This is a genomic window from Mycobacteroides immunogenum (assembly GCF_001605725.1).
In the GTDB taxonomy this organism is placed as follows: domain Bacteria; phylum Actinomycetota; class Actinomycetes; order Mycobacteriales; family Mycobacteriaceae; genus Mycobacterium; species Mycobacterium immunogenum.
The window spans coordinates 2,367,516-2,387,215 of sequence record NZ_CP011530.1 but is presented as its reverse complement, the minus strand read 5'-3'; the positions used below and the strand labels follow the sequence as shown (position 1 = coordinate 2,387,215).

Here is a 19,700-nt window from a genome sequence, read left to right as displayed (position 1 = left end):
CCCTATTGAGAGAGTCAAACGAAACACCATGTCTGACAACGCCGTGATGCCCATCGTCCGGGTAGCCGTGCTCGGTGAAGAAAAGCTGACCGAAGTCGCCCTGCCGACCCAGCTGCCGATGCGTGACATCATCCCCGCGGTTCACCGGATGGTGGCCCCCGACGCCACCGAGGCAACGACGCCGCAACGTTTGAGCCTGGCGCCGGTGAACGGCGCGCCGTTCAGTGCCGACGCCACCTTGGACACCGTCGGTGTCGTAGACGGTGACCTGCTGACCCTGCGTCCCACCCCCGCCGGACCGGCGGCGCCCGGAATCGTCGAGGACATCGCCGACGCGGCCGTCATCTTCTCGGAATCGCGCAAGCGCCCGTGGGGTGCCGAGCACATCGCCCGCGTGGGCCGCTTCAGCGTCCTCGGGTTGATCGTGGCGGCAACAGTTTTGGCCATCGTGCATAACGTTCGCACCGGGGCCTCGTTGAGCCTCGCCGGCCTGGCGGTAGTCGCCGTCGCGGCCGCGATCGGGTCGTTGGTGGCACACGCACGCTCAGCCCGCGTCGGCGCGGAGCTGGCGGTCACCGCGCTGGCACCGATCGCTGGCGCGCTCGCTCTTGCCGTGCCCGGCGGCGGACTGGCGCCTCGAGTTCTGCTCAGCGCCGCCGGATTGGCCGCCTGGTCGCTGATCTACTTGATTGTCGCGCGTCAGCTGATTGCCTTCTTCACCGCGACCACGGTGATTTCCCTCGGAATCGCGGGTGCGGCTGCCGCCCAGGTCCTCTGGCATCCCTCGCTGCTTGTCGTGGGCTGCGGACTGATCGTCGTGGCGCTGCTGGTGACGGTCCGTGCCGCGCAGCTCTCGGCCTTCGCCGCACGTTTCCCGCTGCCTACCATCCCCGCTCCGGGGGACGCGACCCCGTCTGCCCCGGCAATGTCCGTTCTGAAGGATCTGCCGCGGCGCGTCCAGCTGAGCGACTCGCACCAGAGTGGATTCATCGCAGGCGCTTCAATTCTGGCCATCCTGGGATCGCTGGCAGTGGTGGGCGGCTCCGCCCCGGCAAGCCCATGGGCGTGGTACCTGATCGTCGCGGTGAGCGCAGGTGCGGCACTGCGGGCACGGGTATGGGACTCGGCGGTGTGCAAGGCCTGGCTGTTGGCGGTTCCGTTCGTGGTGTCGACCGCGCTGCTGGTGATCTTCTCCGTGCAGCAGCGCTACACCGGCGCGGTGGTGGCACTCGGCGTGCTGGCGCTGCTGGCCGCTGCGGTGGCAGTCGTCGTGTTCAACCCCAAAATCGGTGAGGCGGAAAGCTACTCGCTGCCCAGCCGCCGCATCCTCGGCTTCTTGGCCTCGGGTATCGATGCCTCCCTGCTGCCGGTCATCGCCTACCTCACCGGTCTGTTCAGCTGGATCCTCAACCGATGAGGCGCTTTCCCAGCGATGGGCCGCGTGCGCGAAGAGCATTCGGCAGTGTCGTCGCCTCGACGCTGTTGGCACTGTCCCCCGTGGCGGCTCCCCTGGCCGGCGCGGTGACACAGCCCGAGGCAGATCCCGCCGCATTGCCACGGGATTCTGCCCCCAGCGCCACCGCCGGCATGCAGTCCTCCGCATGCAGCACCACGGTGCTGCTGCCCGGGACGGGCACTAACGGAAAGCCCTCACCGGAGTTCGAGGAGGCCTGGCGCTTTTCTCGCGGTGAGGGGCAGAGCGTCGCCATCATCGACACCGGTGTCAAACCGAGTTCCCGGCTGCACGTCGAGCCCGGGGGTGACTATGTCCAGTCCACAGACGGGCTTACCGACTGTGACGGCCACGGCACGATGGTCGCCGGCATTATCGGCGCCCAGCCTGGGCCCGATGGGTTCTCCGGCATCGCACCCGCGGCCAAGCTGATCTCGATCCGCCAGGAGTCTTCGAAGTTCTCCCCACGGCTTACCGCCGGCGGCGATCCGACCACCAACGGTGCTGCCCAGTATGTGAATACCTTGGCCCGCGCGATCGTGCACGCCGCGAACCTCGGGGCGCGCGTGATCAACATTTCTTCGGCCGAATGCGTTCCGGCGGCCAAGCCCATCGACCAGGCCGCGCTTGGCGCGGCGCTACGCTATGCCGTCACCGAGAAGGATGCTGTCGTCATCGCTGCCGCCGGCAACACCAGCGGCGGCAGCGCCAACTGCCAGCAGAATCCGTTCTCCGGCCCCGGCGCCGATCCCCGGAATTGGTCTGGTGTGGAGTCCATTTCGGCCCCCTCATGGTGGCAGCCATACGTGCTGTCGGTCGGTTCGGTGGGTGTCGACGGCAGCCCGTCGAAGTTCACCATGGCCGGCCCCTGGGTGGGTATCGCGGCCAATGGCGAGAACGTGACCTCGTTGTCCAACGACGCCGAAGGCGGGCTGGCCAATGGAATGATCGGCCAGAACGGCAAACCGGTCCCCCTCTTCGGAACCAGTTATGCGACGGCATATGTATCGGGAGTGGCCGCACTGGTGCGCAGCCGCTACCCCGAACTAACTGCGCCACAAGTTATTTCACGACTGCAAAAAACCGCCCGCGATGCCGGCCGGTCGCCCTCCAATCTGGTAGGAGCCGGAACCGTAGACCCGGTCGCCGCACTTACCTGGCAGGTCCCCGCCGACGGGAACACGGCAAGCGGACCCAGCTCCCGTGCAGTCATTCCGCCATCCCCTCCCACCCCGGAAAATCCACTTCCCCGGCGGCTCGCCTTCCTGGGCGCCGGTGTATGCCTGATCGCGGTCGTCGTTGTCGCCGCGCTCAGCGCGCGTCGCAGACAGGAGACCACCGAGTGAGTACGAATGCGAGTAGGAAATTGAAGCTGTATCGACCACCCGTGCCTGGAACGCTGCGGCTGACCTTGATCGCCACACTGGTCGCCGCAGGAGCCTTCGCCCTGTACCGGCGCGACCCCGCCGACCGCTGGATTGCAATCACCGCCGGGGTGTTGGCTCTGGTTCTGCTGGTGTGGTGGCGCGGCACCTTCCTGACCGACATCCTCGGACGATTCACGAAGTTGTTGGCCCGCAGGGTCTCCGGACGATCCCCTGTCGACACCGCTCAGGTTGTCGCCGCGGGCGTCGACGCACGCAGCACCGTCGTACTGGAGCTGACCTCGCGTCCCGCGGGTGCCGATGTGCCCGTCGGCCTCCTTGCCGGGTATCTGGATCGTTACGGCGTGCGGTGCTCGTCGATCCGTGTCACCACGGCCGTCGTCGATGGTGCCGTGAGCAAAACGTGGGTCAGTCTGACCTTGAGCGCAGCGGAGAACCTCACCGCACTGCAGGCACGGTCACCGCGAATCCCCTTACGCGAGACCGCCGATACGGTCGCGCGCCGACTGTCCGACCATCTGCGCGAACTGGGCTGGCAGGTTACGACGGCCGAGAACCCGAACACCCCGCTCCCGGCACAGGCCAAGGAGGGGTCGCGCGGCGTCATTGACGATCATGGCTACCTCGCCACCTACCGCGTCACCGTGAACAACGACCTGTCCGAAACCCTGGACAACATCGCCAATATCGCGCTGCCGGAACGCTGGACGGCACTTGAGCTGAGCGGCACCACCGATGCCCCCCAGCTGGCCGTGGTGTGCGCGCTGCGTACCCACGACAAGCCGGACGCTCGTGCACCACTGGACGGGCTGACCCCGTACTGGGGTGAGCATCTGCTGGTGCTGCGCGCGTTGAACCCGCTGTCGTCCAAGGCCTTGACCCAGACGAGCACCGCGGTGAGCACGGGCTTCCTCAACGACTTCGAGCGGCAGGACGAGGAGCCGGCGCTGGTCTGATGACGACCAGCGCCGCTCAGGCCACCGCGGTGTTGAGTTGCCACACCGAGAAGTTCAGGCAGACCGCGAATGTCGTCCAGACGAGGTAGGGCACCAGGAGATACGCCGCGGTTCGGCTGCTGCGCCAGAACAGTGTGATGGTGACAGCTAAGGCGATCCAGAGAACGGCGATCTCCGCCAGCGCGGCACCTCGCCAACCGAGGCCGAAGAACAGCGGGGTCCATAGCGCGTTCAGTACCAGCTGTATCCCGTATGCACTGAGCGCGCGGGTGGCCACGGGCGGCCGGGTGCGCCACACCAGCCACGCCGCGACTCCCATCAGCACATACAGCACGGTCCATACCGGGCCGAAGAGCCACGCGGGCGGAGCCCAGGACGGCTGTACGAGCAGACCGTACTTCGCGGCCGCGTTCACGGACGCCAATCCGCCCACCCCGGCGGCGATTGCGGCGGCCGCCAACGAGATGACCAACGCGGGAATGTCATCAGGAAGTCGTCGCGAAACGTGATCCAGCATCTCGGGAATCTATCGAGTAATACCGCCCTCGGTACCCTTTCGGAGTGATCACACGTTCAGCCAGACGTCTGGGAGTATTCGCCGCCGCGCTGAGTCTGGTGCTCACGGGATGTGGTCACAGCACCCACTCCAAGGCGTGGCCGCCATCAGACGGGCGCGGCCCGTGCGCCGTCGCCAAGCAGACCGACGTGCCGGCCACGATGCGCGACGGGACGATCCTGCGCGCCGACGTCTACCGCCCCAAGCTCAAGGACACGGTGCCGGTCATCCTCATGCGGACCCAGTACGGCAAGGACACCGCACAGGTCCAGCCGTCGCGTTTCCGTACGCCCCAGTGGTTTGCCTCCCATTGCTATCTGGTGGTGATACAGGACGTGCGGGGTCAGGGCGCTTCGGACGGGGTCTTCACCGAATTCGGTAACGACGGCAGCGACGGCTACGACACCGTGGAGTGGGCAGCCGGATTGCCCGGTTCCACCGGCAAGGTGGGCATGTACGGCTCCTCGTACGTCGGCGCGACCCAATGGCTGGCCGCCACCACGACTCCCCCGCACCTGACAACCATCGTCCCCTCCAACACCGCGTCCGATTACTACGACGACTGGACCTACGAGGGCGGCGAATTCCGGCTCGGATTCGTGCTGCCCTGGGCCATCGGGACGATCGCCACCACCGCCGCCGAAAACCGGGGTGACGCCGCGGCCGTCGACCAGCTGCACACCGCCGCCACCGAACGCGCGCGCTGGCTCAATTATCTTCCCTACAAAGATCTTCCACCGATGCAACCGGGCAATCCCGCGGTGGCGCCGTGGTACTTCGACTGGATCAGGCATTCGACGCGGGACGATTATTGGAAACGCTGGAGCATTCGGGACCGGTACCAGAATGTCAAGGTTCCAGTGCTTCATTTCGAAGGCTGGTACGACGCGTTCCTGCGCGGCGGCTTGGAGAACTTCGCGGGCATGACCGCCGGGGGTGGTTCGCCGGACGCACGCCGGTATCAGCGCATCGTGGTGGGCCCATGGGATCATCTGGCCTGGGGGCGCGAATCATCAAGTCCATCACCGTTGTTGAAGAACCTGGGGCCAGGGGCCAACAGCCCTGTCAACGAACTGCAGCTGGCGTGGTTCGATCACTTCCTCAAGGGCGTCGACAACGGCGCGGCCACCGAATCACCTCGCGTCGATTACTTCCTGATGGGAGCCAACCGCTGGAAAAACGCCCCCGCCTGGCCGTTACCCCAGACGGAATGGACGGTGTACCACCTGGGCGGCCCTGGCGCACGGCACAATGGGACGCTGCTGCGCGACTCGGCCTCACCCGGCGATGCTCCCGACACCTATCTGTATGACCCGGCCAATCCAGTGCCGAGCGCCGGCGGTCATTCCTGCTGCGCCGCCGATACGGCACCGGAGGGCCGTTACGACCAGCGCGCAGTGGAGCAGCGACCCGATGTGCTGACGTACACCAGTGCGCCACTGAACACCGACACCGAGATCACCGGACCCATCGCTGTCGACCTTTGGGCCTCGTCGTCGGCCCCCGACACCGATTTCACCGCGAAACTCGTTGCTGTGCAACCCAATGGCACCGCGGTGAACCTCAACAACGGAATCGTGCGTACGTCGATGGCGCAGTCCCTGTCCGAGCGCCGTCCGATCCCGATGGGACAGCCCCACAAATACCGCATCGACGTCTGGCCGGTGAGTTACCAGTTCCGTACCGGCGAGCGGATTCGGCTGGAGATCTCCAGCAGCGACTTTCCGCAATACGCGCCGAACCCGAACACCGGCGCACCTTTCGGGCAGGACGCCGCGCTACACACCGCGACGCAGACGATCCTGCATGACCCGGCACACCCGTCGACGCTCACCCTGCCCGTCATACCGGCCGGTGATCAAGGAACCGAGGTCTTCCCGATGCCCGGCCCCGGCAGCAAGCCAGACGCCTAGCCCCAGTTCTCCGGGCCACCGAGATCCGCCGAGAGCCAGTGCTCCGGCGAGACGTACACGGCGATCTGCTCGCCGTAGCTCTCGGCGTACTTGAGGTAGCCCTCGAGCAGTTCCTCGGGGATATAGCGAGCGGCCACCTGCCGGTGCTGATCGTGTTCCAGCGGCACGATCTTGGTCACCGGTCCTTCGACGCTGACATAGCGGACCGTCGGCTGCTCACGATCGACCATGAGCGTCAACCGGCCGGCCGCCTCGATCAACTGATGCTTACGTGAACCCTTGCCCGTCGGAATCCAGAGATCACCGCCGGCGGTGTAGTAGTACCAGATCGGCACGGTCAGCGGACCGCGCTGCGCCCCGGCACTGACGGATATCGCCGCCACGTGGGGCTCGGCCAAAAATGCTTGTCGTTCTTCCACACTCAGTCCCATGAGATAACCCTACGATCACCCGCCGACAAGTACAGCGGCTTGCCAACAGCACATGGTTCACTAATTTGATGGCACGTTCAGCAGCCCTGGCCCGCCGGTTCTACGAGCGCTTCGAGCCCGTGCACGGAATCGTCTACTTCGCGCCCGAAGCGCGCGCAGCCGCCGACGAACTCGGATATCGCGGCTTCTGGCGCGGATACTTCGCCACCCGCTCCGCTCCACTGGGCACGGTGCACCCCCGCGTGGTGGAGGCGATCTTCTATAACTTCTCCACCTTCCGGGTGGAGAAGTCACTCGCCGGCGCCTGGGACACCGCCAGCCCCGAGCAGGCGCTGCTCGGGCGGCAGCGCGGTGCCGTGGCAGCGCTACAACGCTACGGCCTGACCGATGACGAAAACCTGTGTACAGCCGCCGAACTGCTCAGCAGGGCGGCCCGTCATGGCTCACTCGCAGGCCGCCCGCTCTACGCGGCCCTCACCACCACTCCCTGGCCGGAGGAACCCGTGTCCGCGCTGTGGCACGCGGCCACGCTGCTCCGCGAGCAACGCGGCGACGCCCATGTTGCCGCACTGGTCGCCGCAGGTATCGACGGCCGCGAATCCAACGTGTTCCACGTCGCCGCCGGGCGCGCCACCAAGGACGGCATCATGCGCAGCCGCGACTATGACGATGCGGAATGGGCGGACATCGAGCAACGGCTGACCCGGCGCGGTCTACTCGATGACGGTGGGCTGAGCCCGAGCGGCCGCGCCGTGAAGGCCGATATCGAGGAAAGCACCGACCGCGCGTCCTTGCGGGTGCTCGATACCCTCACCGATGCGGAGGTGGAGACGCTCTTCCGGACCCTCACCCCCATCACCCGGCAGGTCATCGCCGGGGGTGACCTGCCGGCCTCGACGCCGATGGGGCTGCGGCGCAATGATCTTGACGATCACAGCGCGCACCTCGGCTAGGCGGCGAGTGCGCCCTTCTTCTTGAGCAGCGGAAGTACACCCTCGGCGAACCAGTAGGCCTCTTCGAGATGCGGATACCCGGAGAGGATGAACTCGTCGAACCCGGCCGCGTGATATTCGGAGATCAGGTTGGCGACCTCTTCGTGGCTGCCCACCAGCGCGGTACCGGCACCGCCGCGCACCAATCCGACCCCCGCCCACAGGTTCGGATAGATCTCCAGCTTGTCGAGACGTCCGCCGTGCAGCGCGGTCATGCGACGCTGTCCTTCGGATTCGGACTTCGAATGCAGTGCCGTTGCCTTGGCGATCTGATCGGGCGTCAACTCACCCACCAGGGAGTTGGCTACCGCCCAGGCCGCCTCCGAGGTATCGCGGCTGATGGTGTGCAGGCGGATTCCGAATCGCAGGGCCCGGCCGCGTTCCTTCGCCAGCGCGCGCACCGCCTCGATCTTCGCCGCCGCGGCGGCGGGCGGCTCACCCCAGGTGAGGTACACATCGACGTGCTCGGCCGCGATGGGTAGCGCAGCCGGCGAAGAACCACCGAAATACAACTCCGGCAAGGGGCTTGGCGGCTCGGATACCCGCGCATCGGTCACCGTGTAGTGCTTTCCGGTGAAATCCACGGGGTCGCCCTTCCAGATGTCCCGAACGATCTGCAGGAACTCCCCCGTGCGCTCGTACCGCTCATCATGGGTAAGCCAGTCGCCGAAGCGCCGCTGCTCGGCATCGTCGCCACCACTGACCACGTTGAGCAACAATCGGCCGTTCGAGAATCGCTGCAGAGTCGCCGCCTGCTGCGCGGCCAGCGTCGGCGGCACCAGACCCGGCCTAAAGGCCACCAAAAACTTCAGGCGTTCCGTCTGATCGAGCAGCCCCGCCGCGGTCAACCACGCGTCCTCGCACCAGGTTCCGGTAGGCGTCAGCACACCCTCGAAGCCCAGCCGGTCGGCCGCGCGCGCGACCTCACCGAGATAACGCAGGCTGGGTTCCCGGTAACCGGCTGGGACAGTGTGATGCGACGACGCGTGTGAGGCGCCCACGATCGAACGGCTGTCTCCGTTGGTAGGCAAAAACCAGAAAAACTTGGCGGCCACGGGGATTACTCTCCTTATCGAGGTTACTGGGATTTGACGAAGAACTGTTTGAGGACACTGTCGAAACGGTTGTCCACGAAATCGGAGAACGTGAGCCGACCCTGGATCTGGCCCGACTGCGTGAACAGGTCCGCGAGCGTCTGTTCCGAAGCATTCACCTCGGCGGTAATCGGTATCGACAGTCTCAAGCTGCGTGACTGGGCCAGTTCCGCTGCCGCAGGATCGATCCCGATCGCGGCGGCATACTTTCCGTACCACTCCTGTGGATGAGCCTGGGCCCACGCGCTGGCGCGGGCGACGCGCTGCACCAAATCCGACAGCGCGGTGTTGCGCTGGGCATCGCGCAGCGCGACTTGCGAAGCGACCCCGAACCCATATCCGTTCGACACACCGGTCGCGGTAGCCAGCGTGCGGACCTTCAGCTGTTTCTGTGCCAGCGCCGTGTAGGGATCCCAGATGACCCACGCGTCCGCCTGTCCCTGGCTGAGGGCCGTGAACGCATCAGCGGGTTGCAGAAAGACCAACTGAATGTCCTTGACGGTGAGGTTGGCCTTCTGCAGCTGGAGTAACAGGTGGCCATGCGCCGAACTTCCCTTCCCGACAACCACTTTCCGTCCCCTTAGGTCGGCCACGGAATGGATGGGAGAAGCGTCCGCCACGAGGATCTGGTCACCGGAGGCATCATTGGTGTACCCGGACACCACCTTGATCCGTGCCTTCGACGCGGCACCGAAGATCGGCGGCGTGTTCCCGGTGACGGCGAAGTCGATCTTGCCCGCGGTCAGCGCCTCGATCTGCGGGGGACCAAAGGTAAAGGTGGAGAATTCGATCTTGTACGGCACATTGTCGAGCTCCCCCGCCGCCCGTAGCAGGGACTCGGTGCCGCCCTTCTGATCGCCCACGCGCAGGGTGAGATTTGACAGCTCCGACAGCGGAACGGGCTGCGGCACCGCGGCATCACCCTTGTCGCCGCGGCCGGCGGTGCACGCCGTCAAGGACAGCACAATCGCGGTCGCGCTGATGATTGACTTAAACACCAAGCTGCGCAAGGAGCTCTCCTCGGTAGTTCTCGGTTTCGGCGTCATGCTGTCCCTGCGGTTTACGCGGATTCCGGATGCGCAGGGTGTGCGCCAGCCGTCCCCCCTCGAGCACCAGAACGGTGTCGGCCAGCGATATCGCCTCGTCCACATCATGGGTGACCAACAGCACGCCGAATTCGTGCTGTTGCCACAGGTTCAGCAACAGGCGGTGCATCGAGAGCCGGGTCAACGCGTCCAGAGCGCCGAAGGGCTCGTCCAGCAGCAGCAGCTGTGGTTCCGCCACAAGCGCGCGGGCCAGCGAAACCCGCTGCGCCTGGCCACCCGAGAGCGTCAGCGGCCATGCCTGCGCCTTATCGGCGAGTCCGACTTCATCCAGCGCTCGATCGACGCGCGAAAGAGCTTCTGCCTTGGACAGTTTGGTGCGGGTCAGCCCATACCTCACATTGTCGCGCACCGAACGCCACGGAAACAGGCGCGGCTCCTGGAAGGCGACTGCCGGAGCACCCAGCACCGTGCGCTCGCCGGTGTGATCTCCGGCCAAACCGGAAAGCACCCTGAGCACCGTCGACTTGCCAGAGCCGCTACGGCCCACCAGTGCCACGATCTCGCCGCGGCCCACCCGCAGCGAGACGTCGTCGAGCACCCGATTTCGTCCGTACCATTTGGTCACCGCGGACAACTCGGCCGCCGGCGTAGCTGATTGCGGCGACACTTCGGCCACCTCGAAAACCGCTGTCATGATTGGCCTTTCATGATCGGTATCGCAACGCGCGCCGTTCCAGCACGCGCACGATGGCGTCGGTGACAATGCCCAGCAACGCGTAGATCACCAAGCCGAAGATGATGACATCGATGCGGAGGAAATCGCGCGCGTTATTGATGAGGAAGCCCACACCGGCGTCGGCGTTGATCTGTTCGGCGACGATGAGTGTGAGCCAGGCCAGCGCCAGGGACTGACGCAATCCCACCAGCACCTGTGGCGTCGCCCCGGGGGCGACGATGACGCGCAGGCGCTGCCAGAATGAGAATCCGAGCACCTGCGCGGTTTCGAAGAGTTTGGGGTCCACCTGCCGGATCGCGGACGTGGTGTTGAGGTAGAGCGGGAAGGCCGCCCCCAGGGCGACCATGAGCACTTTGGGTAGCTCACCGATACCGAACCACAGGATGAACAGCGGAATGAGCCCGAGGTGAGGCAACGCGCGAATCATCTGCATGGTCGGGTCCAGTACGGCGTCGGCGAGCCGGGACAACCCCACCGCCGCGCCCAGCACCACCCCGACCACACCACCCAGCAACAGGCCTTCGGCGGCGCGCACCCCGGAAACCCGAAGCGCGTCGGCAAGCTGACCATTGCCGATCAGTTCGATACCGGCGTGCGCGATCGTCGACGGCGCGGGCAGGATGTCCGGATCGATCAGCCCCCACGCACTGCCGGCCTGCCAGATCAGCAACACGGCAAACGGCGAGAGAAAACGCACGATTTCCCAGCGCCGGTCGAAGATCCACTCCCGCCGGGTCGGCGTGGGATCAGGGGCGTCGGCGTCAGTCGCCGCAGCGGCCACCAACGTATTACGGGTGGTCATGAAAAGCTTGAGAATCCTCACGGGTCGGCGGCTGTGTATCGACAGTTCCTGACAACTTATGAGCGCGTGTGGATTCGGAGAAGAGTTATGCGCGCGCAGAGGTAAAAGAATCTAACGCCAGCCGTCGGCTGCCTTGGCGGCTCGCAGCAGCTCCGCACATAGCTGCCGCAACTCGTCCTGAGTCGCACCTTCCTCGACAGCGGTCGCGACATCCTCGGCCGCGCACCGCGCCTGATACACCCGATCGGCCAGGCCCGCCGCTTCGTCGGCGGTGAGCACGACCGCATCCGCAGGCACCGAGGTGCCCTTGACGGCCGCGCGCTGTTCGTAGGCGCGCTGACGGCAGGACTGACGGCAATACTGGCGTCGCCGCCCCAGCTCGGCGTCGTCGACTTCGCGCCCACACCACTTGCAGGGCTGAGCATGTTTGCGACGTGCCACGTTCAGAAGCGTAGTGGTGGGCCACATCCACCCTGGCGCACGGCCCCGGCGGACGCAGCACCTCCGACCGGCGCGCGGTTGTCGTCAGGCAAACTCGCGGCTGCCAGGACCCCGCGTCCGCCCGGCCCGGTAAGACCACTGGTAGACCGCGGCGGCACCGACAGGTTCACGCTGCCATACGTAAACGAGCGCAATTACCGCAATTGCCTGGAAAACGGCTTCGGGTGCGTTAATCTTGCGAGATCACAGCGGCATCCAACGTCGGAGGTTGTGCGATGAAAAAGATCATCATGCTCGGGCAGGCCGTGTTAGCAGCGAGCGTCATCGCCGCCCCGGTCGCGATCATGAACGCGGCGACGGCCTCGGCGCAGCCGACGCCGGCCCCCGCGGATGTGTGCTTCGACGGGCCGTACCCCTCACCCCCACCGCCCTGGGGACCAGGAAACGTCACCGGCTGCGTCAACCCCGACAGCTGGTTCGACAACTGGGGCTGGCGGTACGGGGGCCGCGACTGGCGCGGCGAAGGCGGACGTCTGCCCGCCCCGGCGCCCAATTGGAAGTACGTAGGCCCGGGCTGCCAATACTCGAGCAATCCGAACTGGCAGTACACCGGTCCGGATTGCCAGCGCGAAAACCCGTAGCCGGTACGCGCGAAACGAACTACATGATGCCCTCAGCGGCTAGGAGAATGAGCCGCTGAGGGCGAACTCGGCCTCATGCGTCAAGATGGTCGAGAGGGCCTGGGGATTGGCCCAGTAGAAGTAATGACCTCCCGTCACGAGAATGCTCGTGAACTCCCCCTTGGTATACGGGGCCCACCGGCGTGGCGGTGCGAACTTCGGGAGTACCTCGTCATCCCTGGCACTCACCTCGGTGATCGGGGTGACAATCCGGCGGCGCGAAATCGATTGCATGCCAAGGCTGAAATCAATCACCGCATGAAGCCGCGCCTGTGCCAACAACGACTCGTCCGCGATCTTCTTCGGCGGCCACGCACCGCGCTTCTCGTCATTGGTGAGTCTCCAGAGCGCGTGCTGCCGCGGGTTGTGCCCCCGGGTCTTCGCGTACAGAGCATCCATTCGCCACAGGGACGGATGCCCACTCACCACCGGAATGAACCGGCCCACTTCGAATTCGCGCAACTCCAGTGCTTGACATACGGCGTATCCGAACAGTCCGCCGAAGCTCTTGCCTGCCAGCACCGGCCGGCGGCAACCCAATCCGATGATCGCCGACGCGCACTCATCGGCGAGTACGCGCAGGTTCTCCGGCGGCGGCTCCTCCGATCGCGTACTGCGCCCGGGCATTCGCCACACCCCGAAATTGACGCCCGCCAGGTGCGGAACGAGGTGCTGCTCGCCGGCATGGTTCGCACCGGCGCCCGGGAAAAACAGCACAGTGGGCAACGACGCCTGATATGGCCTGGGCCACCACCAGCATTCGAGCGGCGCAGGAGGCTGAGAAACGGTCACGGCCAACTACATCCCATCATGGTCGGGATCGCCGACCCCTTGAGCGATGAGTAGCGCTACCCGGGCACCCACCGCCTCGAGGGTGAGGTCCGGGGTGAACTGGAACGCACTGATCTGAATGTTCAACTGCTTGCCCGCACGCGCCGCGAACTCCACCGCCATGAGGGAGTCGATCCCCAGATCGGCAATCGGCCCCTTGGGATCGATGCTGTCGACATCGACTTTCAGGACATTGGCGAGTTCCTTGGCCAGCTCCTTGGTGACCATCGGCCCGCGCTCCTCCTCCGGCAATCCCAACACTGCCGCGCGGAATGCCGCCTGCTCGTTGGATACGGCGGCCGCCTCCGCGGACAGATGCGCGAAACGTGTGCTCTTGGCGGTAGAGGGCAACGGTGTGCGCAACACTCCCCAGTCGATGCCCGCGATAGCGACCTGCGGCAGCGGGAAGCGTGAACATTCCTGTATGAAGGCCGCCCCCATATCCATGTTGAGGCGGCGCAGCCCTACCGAGTCGAGGAACTTCACGATGGCATCCGATTCGGCCATGCCGCCGCCACTCATCGCGCCCCAACTCACCGCCAGCGCGGGCAGCCCGGCCGCGTGCCGGGAAGCGGCGAGCCCGTCCAGCATGCTGTTCGCCGCCGCATACGTCAGCTGCGGCACGATGCCGATGAGTCCACTGATCGAGGAGTAGAGCACAAAGTGATCGAGTGGCACGTCGTGCTCGCGCGTGGCCTTGTCGAGATTGCGGGCACCCTCGACCTTGGGCCCGAACACCTTGTGCAGCGACTCCGCGCTGATATCTGCGATCACCTCATCATGGGCCACCGCGGCGGCGTGGAAGACACCGCGCAGCGGATGTCCTGAAGCCTCCACCTTCGCCACGAGATCCGCGACCTGGTCGTAGTCGCTGATATCGATCCGCTCTTCCCACACATCGACGTCGGCCGCGCGCAAGGCTTCGATCTGCGCGCGGGCCACGTCGGTGGTGGCACCGCTGCGGCTGGCCAGAATCAGATGGGTTGCACCGGCCCTGGCCAGCGAGCGGGCGGTGGCCAATCCGAACCCGCCGAATCCACCGGTGATCAGATAGGAATGGCCGGGACGCACCGGGACTGGCTCGGACTTTCGGGGCAACAGCGTAGGAGTCTGGTCGCGCAGATCCAGCACGATGCGGCCCATATGTTCCGCACGGAACACCGCCTCGAACGCCCCCACTATCTCCTCGATCGGGAACCTCGTGTACGGCAGCGCAGTGAGCTTGCCCGCGGTGAGCATCTCGGTGCATTCGCGGCGCAGCTCGCGGAAGATCTCCGGCCGCAACCGCAACATGCGGTCCATATCGATCGAGTGGAACGACAGGTTGCCGCTGAACGGCTTGAGATCCGTCGCCCCGCCGAAGTAGATGTCCGCCTTCCCGATCTCGATGATGCGGCAGAACTCCCCCGCGACCGCGAAGTTCTGGGCGATCATTTCGCCCGGGAGTGAGTTGTAGATGACGTCTACCCCACGCCCATCGGTGATCCGCAGGATGTCGTCGACGAATCCGACCGACCGCGAGTCGAAGGCCGCGGTGGCACCCAGATCCAGCGCCGCGCGGCGCCGCTCCTCGCTACCGGCTGTCGCATAGACGACCGCGCCCATATTGGCCGCGATCTGTACCGCAGCCATGCCCATGCCGCCCGCCGCACCGTGCACGAGAACGGTCTCACCGGGTTGCAGATCGGCCAGCTTGTAGAAGGCATAGCCCGCGGTGAAGAACGGGACCCCGGAACCCACTGCGAGAGGGTCGAATTCATCGCGCTGCAGGTGCACATCCGCAATCGGTTCCCAGGCCGCGCCGCCGTCGAGGTCGAACGTCAGGTAGCGGCGCAGCAGGCCCCGCTCCGCGACGGCGATGCTTTCGCCCACCTGCACCTCATCGACCTGCGAGCCGATGCGGGTGATGACACCGAAGCCCTCCATACCGGGCTCCAACTTGAAATACGTCTTGCCGAGCTCACGCTCCGTCAGGATACCCAGCACCTTGAGCGGATCTTTGTAGTTGAGTCCGACGGTCTCGATCCGGACCTCCACCTGCCGTGGGCCCGGTTCGGTGCGATCGCAGGCACGAAGCTTGATGTCCTTGAGCGTGCGGGTATCTGGGATCTGCACCTCATAGGCCACCTCGGGATCTGTGGGCTCAAATGGTTCTTCCCAGGGTGCGACGAGTTCGGGCAGGGACCGCCGCATGCGCTGGGTCCAGTGCAGACCCTGGCGCACCGCGACTTCCTCGGCGCGGTTCATCGCGCCGATCTCCGCGGTCACCTCCTCGGCGCTGGCGGCCGCCGGCAGATCCACCAGAGACCATTTGGCGGGATGCTGCTCGTTCGCCAGCACTCGGCGCGCCCCCACCAATGCCACCTGATCGAGATCCAGGTCGCGATCACCCGGAGCCAGGAAAGCGTTCTTGCTGACGAGGACCACCTGTACGTCCGGGCTCACGACACCGCGTTCGGTCTCGGCCTCCATGACCATGCGCAGCGACTGCGCGACGGTGACGAGCCCCGCGACATTCTCCACCGCGGACTTCCCGGAGCCCACCGTGACCAACACCCTCAAGAACTCGTCCCGATGCAGGGCCTCGGCGAAAGTCTCTGCGAGATTCGCTTTTTCCACGGTGTCCACATTCAGGACGGCCACACCCGCGGCGGCCGCGCGACGGGCTCCTTCGGCAACAGCGAGGGGTACCTGTGCGATCTCCACGATCGCGTTCGCGGGGCGGGCCGCGGGTGCCGCAACAGTGGGCGCGGGTTGACCCTCAACCTCCTCTTCCAAAGGCTCCCAACGAGGCTCGTAGAAGTACTGCTCAAGCTCGGACAGCGGCGTCGAGGCCGATCCCACCGGGCGCAGCGTGACCCCGGTCATGGCCAGCGCGACCTCACCGTCCCGCGACGCCAGGTAGGCATTGGCACACAACGGCTGCGTGCTGGTGATCTCGACGACCGCGATCGGATCCTCGGGTACCTCGCGATAGAGACGTACGCGGTCGATGGACGCCGGCACGTGCGCCGTCGGCGGTATGTCCAGCTCCGGGCGCGCCGCCAACAGAACCGCAATGCACTGCAGGGCGGCATCGGCAAGCGCGGGATGTACGGCATGCCTTGGCGCGGAAGCGGATTCTGGGCTCGCGAGTTGGGCGACACAGCCGGCCGCGCCGATCCGCACACTCTGGATCCGCTGAAATGCCGGACCGTACGAAAGCCCCACGGCAGACAAACCCTTGTAGACGTCCGCACCGTCGAACACCCGGTCGTTCGCCGATTGCGTCGGGACGTCAATCCGCTTCGTGCCCAGATTCGCCTCGACCAACCGCCCGTTGGCATGTGCGGTCCACAGTTGGGTGTGCGCGGAACGGCCATTGACGGTGAACCGTTTGGTCGGTTCATCCACCGTGATGCGCGTGATCGGGGCGTCATGGTCGGCGACCACCAACGGCACCGCGAACACCACCGAATCGAGCCCGGCCTGAGCGCGGCCAGAGCGTTGGCGGACCGCGGACAACGCGGCGTCCAGGTATGCGGTTCCGGGCAACACGACAGAGCCCAGCACCGTATGGTCGGGCAGCCAGGGCAGATTCGCGGGAGCGAGGGTAACTTCCCACTGTGGCGTCAACGTCTCCGCGCGGTCGCCGAGCAGAGCGAAGCGATCAGCGTCGCCGTATCGCGCACGCAACGTGAGGGGGTCTTCCTCCCACACCTCTTCTTGAGACCACGGGTACTTCGGCAGGTCCATGTGCGGGACTACGCCACTCTCGTAGACATCGGCCTGCCCCGGGGAGTCAATCGCCCCCACCGCGTACAGATCGGTGATGGCCTGCAGCACCGACTGTTCATCGTCCTGGTCACGGTGCAGTGTCTGGATGGCGGCACCGGACACGCTGTGGCGCACAAAACTTTCGCGGATGTTCCCGAGAAGGACCGGGTGTGGTCCGAGTTCCAGGAACACGCGGTACCGGTCTGCGATGAGTGTGTCGATGGCTTTCGCGAAGAAGACGCTGTCGCGCACGTTCTTGCACCAGTAGTCGGGCTCGGCGAAGGCCGCGCTGTCCATCTGTTCTCCGGTGACCGTGGAGTACACCGGAACCTCTGCCGCGCAGGGGGTCAGCCCCGCCAGTGAGGTCGCCAGTTCACCGAGGATGGGATCCATGAGCTGGCTGTGGTACGGCACCTCGACGTGCAGCATTCGGGCGAAAATCCCGTCGCCGGCAAGCTCGTCGTGCAGGGTCTGCAGTGCCGCGGAGTCACCGGAGAGCGTCGTCGCCGCCGTGCTGTTGATGGCGGCGACGCATACCGCTGTGCCGAATCGTGCGGCACGGCGCTGGGCCTCGTCGGCGTCAAGGCCCACCGCGAGCATGCCGCCCGACCCCGCCGTCTTCGCCTGCAGACGCGACCGGTGGAATGAGACGGTAGCGGCATCCCGCAGCGAGAGCGCGCCACTGACATACGCAGCAGCCACTTCGCCGACACTGTGTCCCACCACAGCCGTGGGCCGGATTCCGAACTGTTGCAGGTGCTTTGCCAGTGCAGACTGCACCAGGAAGTTAGCCGGCTGGGCCACCTCGGTGCGGCTTACCCGCGACTCCGCCTGCGGTCGCAGCAGCTCGGCGATCACCGACCAGCCCGAAACCTCGCGGAACACCTCATCGATCTCGGCAGCGGTGTCGCGGAAGTCTCCGGGTTGCTCCAGCAGACCGCGCGCCATTCCCCACCACTGCGGGCCCATGCCGCTGAAGACGAACACCGGGTCCGAGATCCCCTCCACGAGGGCGCGCGGCGGGGCCGCCTCGTCGCTCGCGGCATAGGTATTCAGCTGCGCGAGAAGATCATCAGCATCACGGTAGACGAACCCCTTGCGCAGGTAGTGCTGCGCGCGACGAGCCGTCGCGGCGGTCTTCAAGCGCTGCGCACCGTCCTGGGAGAGATCCGAGCTCAACTGCTTGGCATAGCGCCCGGCCACCTCATGCAGCGCGGAACCACTGCGCGCGGAGACGGGGAAGATCCGGATGCTGTCCCGAGCCGGAGCCTCCGTCGGCACCGGCGCGGGCGGCTCCTGCACCAGCACGTGCGCGTTGGTCCCGCCATAGCCGAAGCTGTTGACCGCCGCATAGGCCGGTGCGCCTAGATCTGGGTACGGCTCGACCTCAGTCGGGATCCGGATCCGCAACTCGTCAAACGGAATTTCGGGATTGAGCTTGTCCAGCACTACCTGCGGCACGATGGTGCGGCGCTGCACGGTGAGCGCGGCCTTGATCAAGCCCGCGACTCCCGCGGCGGCCTCGGTGTGCCCGAAGTTGTTCTTCACCGAGCCGATCACCAACGGCTGCGCCCGCCCGGCCACCCTGCCGTACGAGTGGCCCAACGCCTGCGCCTCCAGCGGGTCGCCCACACTGGTGCCCGTGCCGTGGGCCTCGATGTACCCGACCAGCGCCGGATCGATACCCGCCTCCTTGATCACCCGGTCCGCGAGACGCTGCTGCGACACCGGGTTTGGTACCGGTAGCGCGATGGTTCGTCCGTCTTGATTGACCCCGCTGCCGCGAATCACCGCATATATATGGTCACCGTCGCGTTGGGCCTGCTCGAGGTTCTTCAGCACCACAATCCCGACGCCCTCGCCCCGGCCATAACCGTCGGCTGCGGCGTCGAACGACTTACTGCGGCCGTCGGCAGCGAGGAATCGGCCCTTACACATGGTGATGAACGTCTCCGGCTGGAACATGACGTTCACCCCGCCGGCAAGCGCCACGTCACACTCGCCGTTCGCGACCGCCCGCACCGCCAGGTGCGTGGTGACCAGCGAGGAGGAACATGCGGTGTCCACGGTCATGCTCGGCCCCCACAGATCCAGGGCGTGGGCGATGCGATTGGACAGCAGCGTCTGCGAGGCGCTGAATGCGGCAAAGTTGTTGATCTTCTCAAGGTTTCGGGCCAACCCCCGGCTGATCATGTTGTCATTCATGAAGCCGCCAATAAACGTTCCCACATTGCCGCCCAGGGCCTGCCCCGCGATCCCCGCGTCGTCGAGCGCCTCCCAGGTGGTCTCGAGAAGCAGCCGCTGCTGAGGATCCAGGACGGCGGCCTCGCGGTGCGATATCCCGAAGAAGTCCGCGTCGAACCGCCGGAACTCCTGTGTCAGAAAGCTGCCCCGGCGCGTGTACATCCGTCCCGGGGTGTCGGGGTCCGGATCGTAATACTTATCCGCGTCCCACCGGTCTTTCGGAATGTCTGCGACCGCGTCGCCTTTGTGTAACACAAAGTTCCAGAAACTGTCCGCATCGCCAATTCCACCGGGAAACCTGCATCCAATGCCAATGATGGCCACCGCGACCAATGTGCTGCCCTCTCCTAGTAATTGGACGAACCGGAAACATCGAAACTTTTG

General features: G+C 65.7%; 15 protein-coding genes. 6 read left to right on the top strand and 9 right to left on the bottom strand.

Annotation, left to right across the window (positions count from 1 at the left end; all coding sequences use genetic code 11):
- Nucleotides 1-28 precede the first annotated feature (28 nt).
- Genes eccD through eccE form a run of 3 tightly spaced genes read left to right on the top strand, consistent with a single transcriptional unit; the run spans nucleotide 29 to nucleotide 3,794 of the window.
- Nucleotides 29-1,417 (top strand): type VII secretion integral membrane protein EccD, encoded by a 1,389-nt coding sequence (eccD, locus tag ABG82_RS11790; protein ID WP_043079164.1) that lies wholly within the window; start codon nucleotides 29-31, stop codon nucleotides 1,415-1,417.
- Nucleotides 1,414-2,799, top strand: a complete 1,386-nt coding sequence (gene mycP, locus ABG82_RS11785) for a type VII secretion-associated serine protease mycosin (RefSeq protein ID WP_043079163.1) — start codon at nucleotides 1,414-1,416, stop codon at nucleotides 2,797-2,799. The genes eccD and mycP overlap by 4 nt, the downstream gene beginning before the upstream one ends.
- Nucleotides 2,796-3,794 carry a type VII secretion protein EccE gene (gene eccE / locus ABG82_RS11780; RefSeq protein WP_043079162.1) on the top strand — a complete coding sequence of 333 codons (999 nt, stop codon included), beginning with the start codon at nucleotides 2,796-2,798 and terminating at the stop codon, nucleotides 3,792-3,794. The genes mycP and eccE overlap by 4 nt, the downstream gene beginning before the upstream one ends.
- A gap of 16 nt (nucleotides 3,795-3,810) precedes the next feature.
- Here the strand turns inward: eccE and ABG82_RS11775 are convergent, their stop codons facing one another.
- Nucleotides 3,811-4,311: a TspO/MBR family protein gene (locus ABG82_RS11775; protein ID WP_043079161.1), complete on the bottom strand. Its 501-nt coding sequence runs from the start codon at nucleotides 4,309-4,311 to the stop codon at nucleotides 3,811-3,813.
- 200 nt (nucleotides 4,312-4,511) lie between these two features.
- Between ABG82_RS11775 and ABG82_RS11770 the strand changes: the two genes are divergently transcribed.
- Nucleotides 4,512-6,263, top strand: a complete 1,752-nt coding sequence (locus tag ABG82_RS11770; protein WP_276049376.1) for a CocE/NonD family hydrolase — start codon at nucleotides 4,512-4,514, stop codon at nucleotides 6,261-6,263.
- Here the strand turns inward: ABG82_RS11770 and ABG82_RS11765 are convergent.
- Complete coding sequence (locus ABG82_RS11765) at nucleotides 6,260-6,694, bottom strand: pyridoxamine 5'-phosphate oxidase family protein (protein ID WP_043079160.1); 435 nt, start codon at nucleotides 6,692-6,694, stop codon at nucleotides 6,260-6,262. The genes ABG82_RS11770 and ABG82_RS11765 overlap by 4 nt on opposite strands.
- 68 nt (nucleotides 6,695-6,762) lie before the next feature.
- On the opposite strand from ABG82_RS11765, the gene ABG82_RS11760 reads away from it, so the two are divergent.
- Nucleotides 6,763-7,647: an SCO6745 family protein gene (locus tag ABG82_RS11760; RefSeq protein ID WP_043079159.1), complete on the top strand. Its 885-nt coding sequence runs from the start codon at nucleotides 6,763-6,765 to the stop codon at nucleotides 7,645-7,647.
- Here the strand turns inward: ABG82_RS11760 and ABG82_RS11755 are convergent.
- The 5 genes from ABG82_RS11755 to ABG82_RS11735 form a co-directional block, all read right to left on the bottom strand.
- A complete protein-coding gene (locus ABG82_RS11755; protein WP_043079158.1) occupies nucleotides 7,644-8,741 on the bottom strand; it encodes an LLM class flavin-dependent oxidoreductase in 1,098 nt (365 codons plus the stop codon). The genes ABG82_RS11760 and ABG82_RS11755 overlap by 4 nt on opposite strands.
- Nucleotides 8,742-8,764: 23 nt before the next feature.
- Nucleotides 8,765-9,826: an ABC transporter substrate-binding protein gene (locus ABG82_RS11750; RefSeq protein ID WP_043079157.1), complete on the bottom strand. Its 1,062-nt coding sequence runs from the start codon at nucleotides 9,824-9,826 to the stop codon at nucleotides 8,765-8,767.
- On the bottom strand, nucleotides 9,771-10,520 hold the full coding sequence (locus ABG82_RS11745; protein WP_043079156.1) for an ABC transporter ATP-binding protein: 750 nt from the start codon (nucleotides 10,518-10,520) through the stop codon (nucleotides 9,771-9,773). The genes ABG82_RS11750 and ABG82_RS11745 overlap by 56 nt, the downstream gene beginning before the upstream one ends.
- Before the next feature lie 10 nt (nucleotides 10,521-10,530).
- Nucleotides 10,531-11,364: an ABC transporter permease gene (locus tag ABG82_RS11740; protein WP_043079184.1), complete on the bottom strand. Its 834-nt coding sequence runs from the start codon at nucleotides 11,362-11,364 to the stop codon at nucleotides 10,531-10,533.
- 111 nt (nucleotides 11,365-11,475) lie between these two features.
- The gene (locus tag ABG82_RS11735) at nucleotides 11,476-11,805 is read right to left on the bottom strand and encodes a hypothetical protein (protein WP_078343487.1); all 330 of its coding nucleotides are present in this window, start codon (nucleotides 11,803-11,805) and stop codon (nucleotides 11,476-11,478) included.
- A 275-nt stretch (nucleotides 11,806-12,080) separates the two neighbouring features.
- Here ABG82_RS11735 and ABG82_RS11730 point away from each other — a divergent pair, with 275 nt between their 5' ends.
- Complete coding sequence (locus tag ABG82_RS11730) at nucleotides 12,081-12,446, top strand: hypothetical protein (RefSeq protein ID WP_052511070.1); 366 nt, start codon at nucleotides 12,081-12,083, stop codon at nucleotides 12,444-12,446.
- Between the two features lie 39 nt (nucleotides 12,447-12,485).
- Here the strand turns inward: ABG82_RS11730 and ABG82_RS11725 are convergent, their stop codons facing one another.
- On the bottom strand, nucleotides 12,486-13,277 hold the full coding sequence (locus ABG82_RS11725; RefSeq protein ID WP_043079153.1) for a thioesterase II family protein: 792 nt from the start codon (nucleotides 13,275-13,277) through the stop codon (nucleotides 12,486-12,488).
- Between the two features lie 6 nt (nucleotides 13,278-13,283).
- Entirely contained in the window at nucleotides 13,284-19,649 is a 6,366-nt protein-coding gene (locus ABG82_RS11720; protein ID WP_043079152.1) for a type I polyketide synthase, read from the bottom strand.
- Nucleotides 19,650-19,700: the final 51 nt, after the last annotated feature.

Coding starts and splice junctions, on each gene's coding strand:
- eccD (WP_043079164.1), top strand. CDS start 29: ATGTCTGACAACGCCGTGATGCCCATCGTCCGGGTAGCCGTGCTCGGT.
- mycP (WP_043079163.1), top strand. CDS start 1,414: ATGAGGCGCTTTCCCAGCGATGGGCCGCGTGCGCGAAGAGCATTCGGC.
- ABG82_RS11775 (WP_043079161.1), bottom strand. CDS start 4,311: ATGCTGGATCACGTTTCGCGACGACTTCCTGATGACATTCCCGCGTTG.
- ABG82_RS11770 (WP_276049376.1), top strand. CDS start 4,512: ATGCGCGACGGGACGATCCTGCGCGCCGACGTCTACCGCCCCAAGCTC.
- ABG82_RS11765 (WP_043079160.1), bottom strand. CDS start 6,694: ATGGGACTGAGTGTGGAAGAACGACAAGCATTTTTGGCCGAGCCCCAC.
- ABG82_RS11760 (WP_043079159.1), top strand. CDS start 6,763: ATGGCACGTTCAGCAGCCCTGGCCCGCCGGTTCTACGAGCGCTTCGAG.
- ABG82_RS11750 (WP_043079157.1), bottom strand. CDS start 9,826: ATGACGCCGAAACCGAGAACTACCGAGGAGAGCTCCTTGCGCAGCTTG.
- ABG82_RS11745 (WP_043079156.1), bottom strand. CDS start 10,520: ATGACAGCGGTTTTCGAGGTGGCCGAAGTGTCGCCGCAATCAGCTACG.
- ABG82_RS11740 (WP_043079184.1), bottom strand. CDS start 11,364: ATGACCACCCGTAATACGTTGGTGGCCGCTGCGGCGACTGACGCCGAC.
- ABG82_RS11730 (WP_052511070.1), top strand. CDS start 12,081: ATGAAAAAGATCATCATGCTCGGGCAGGCCGTGTTAGCAGCGAGCGTC.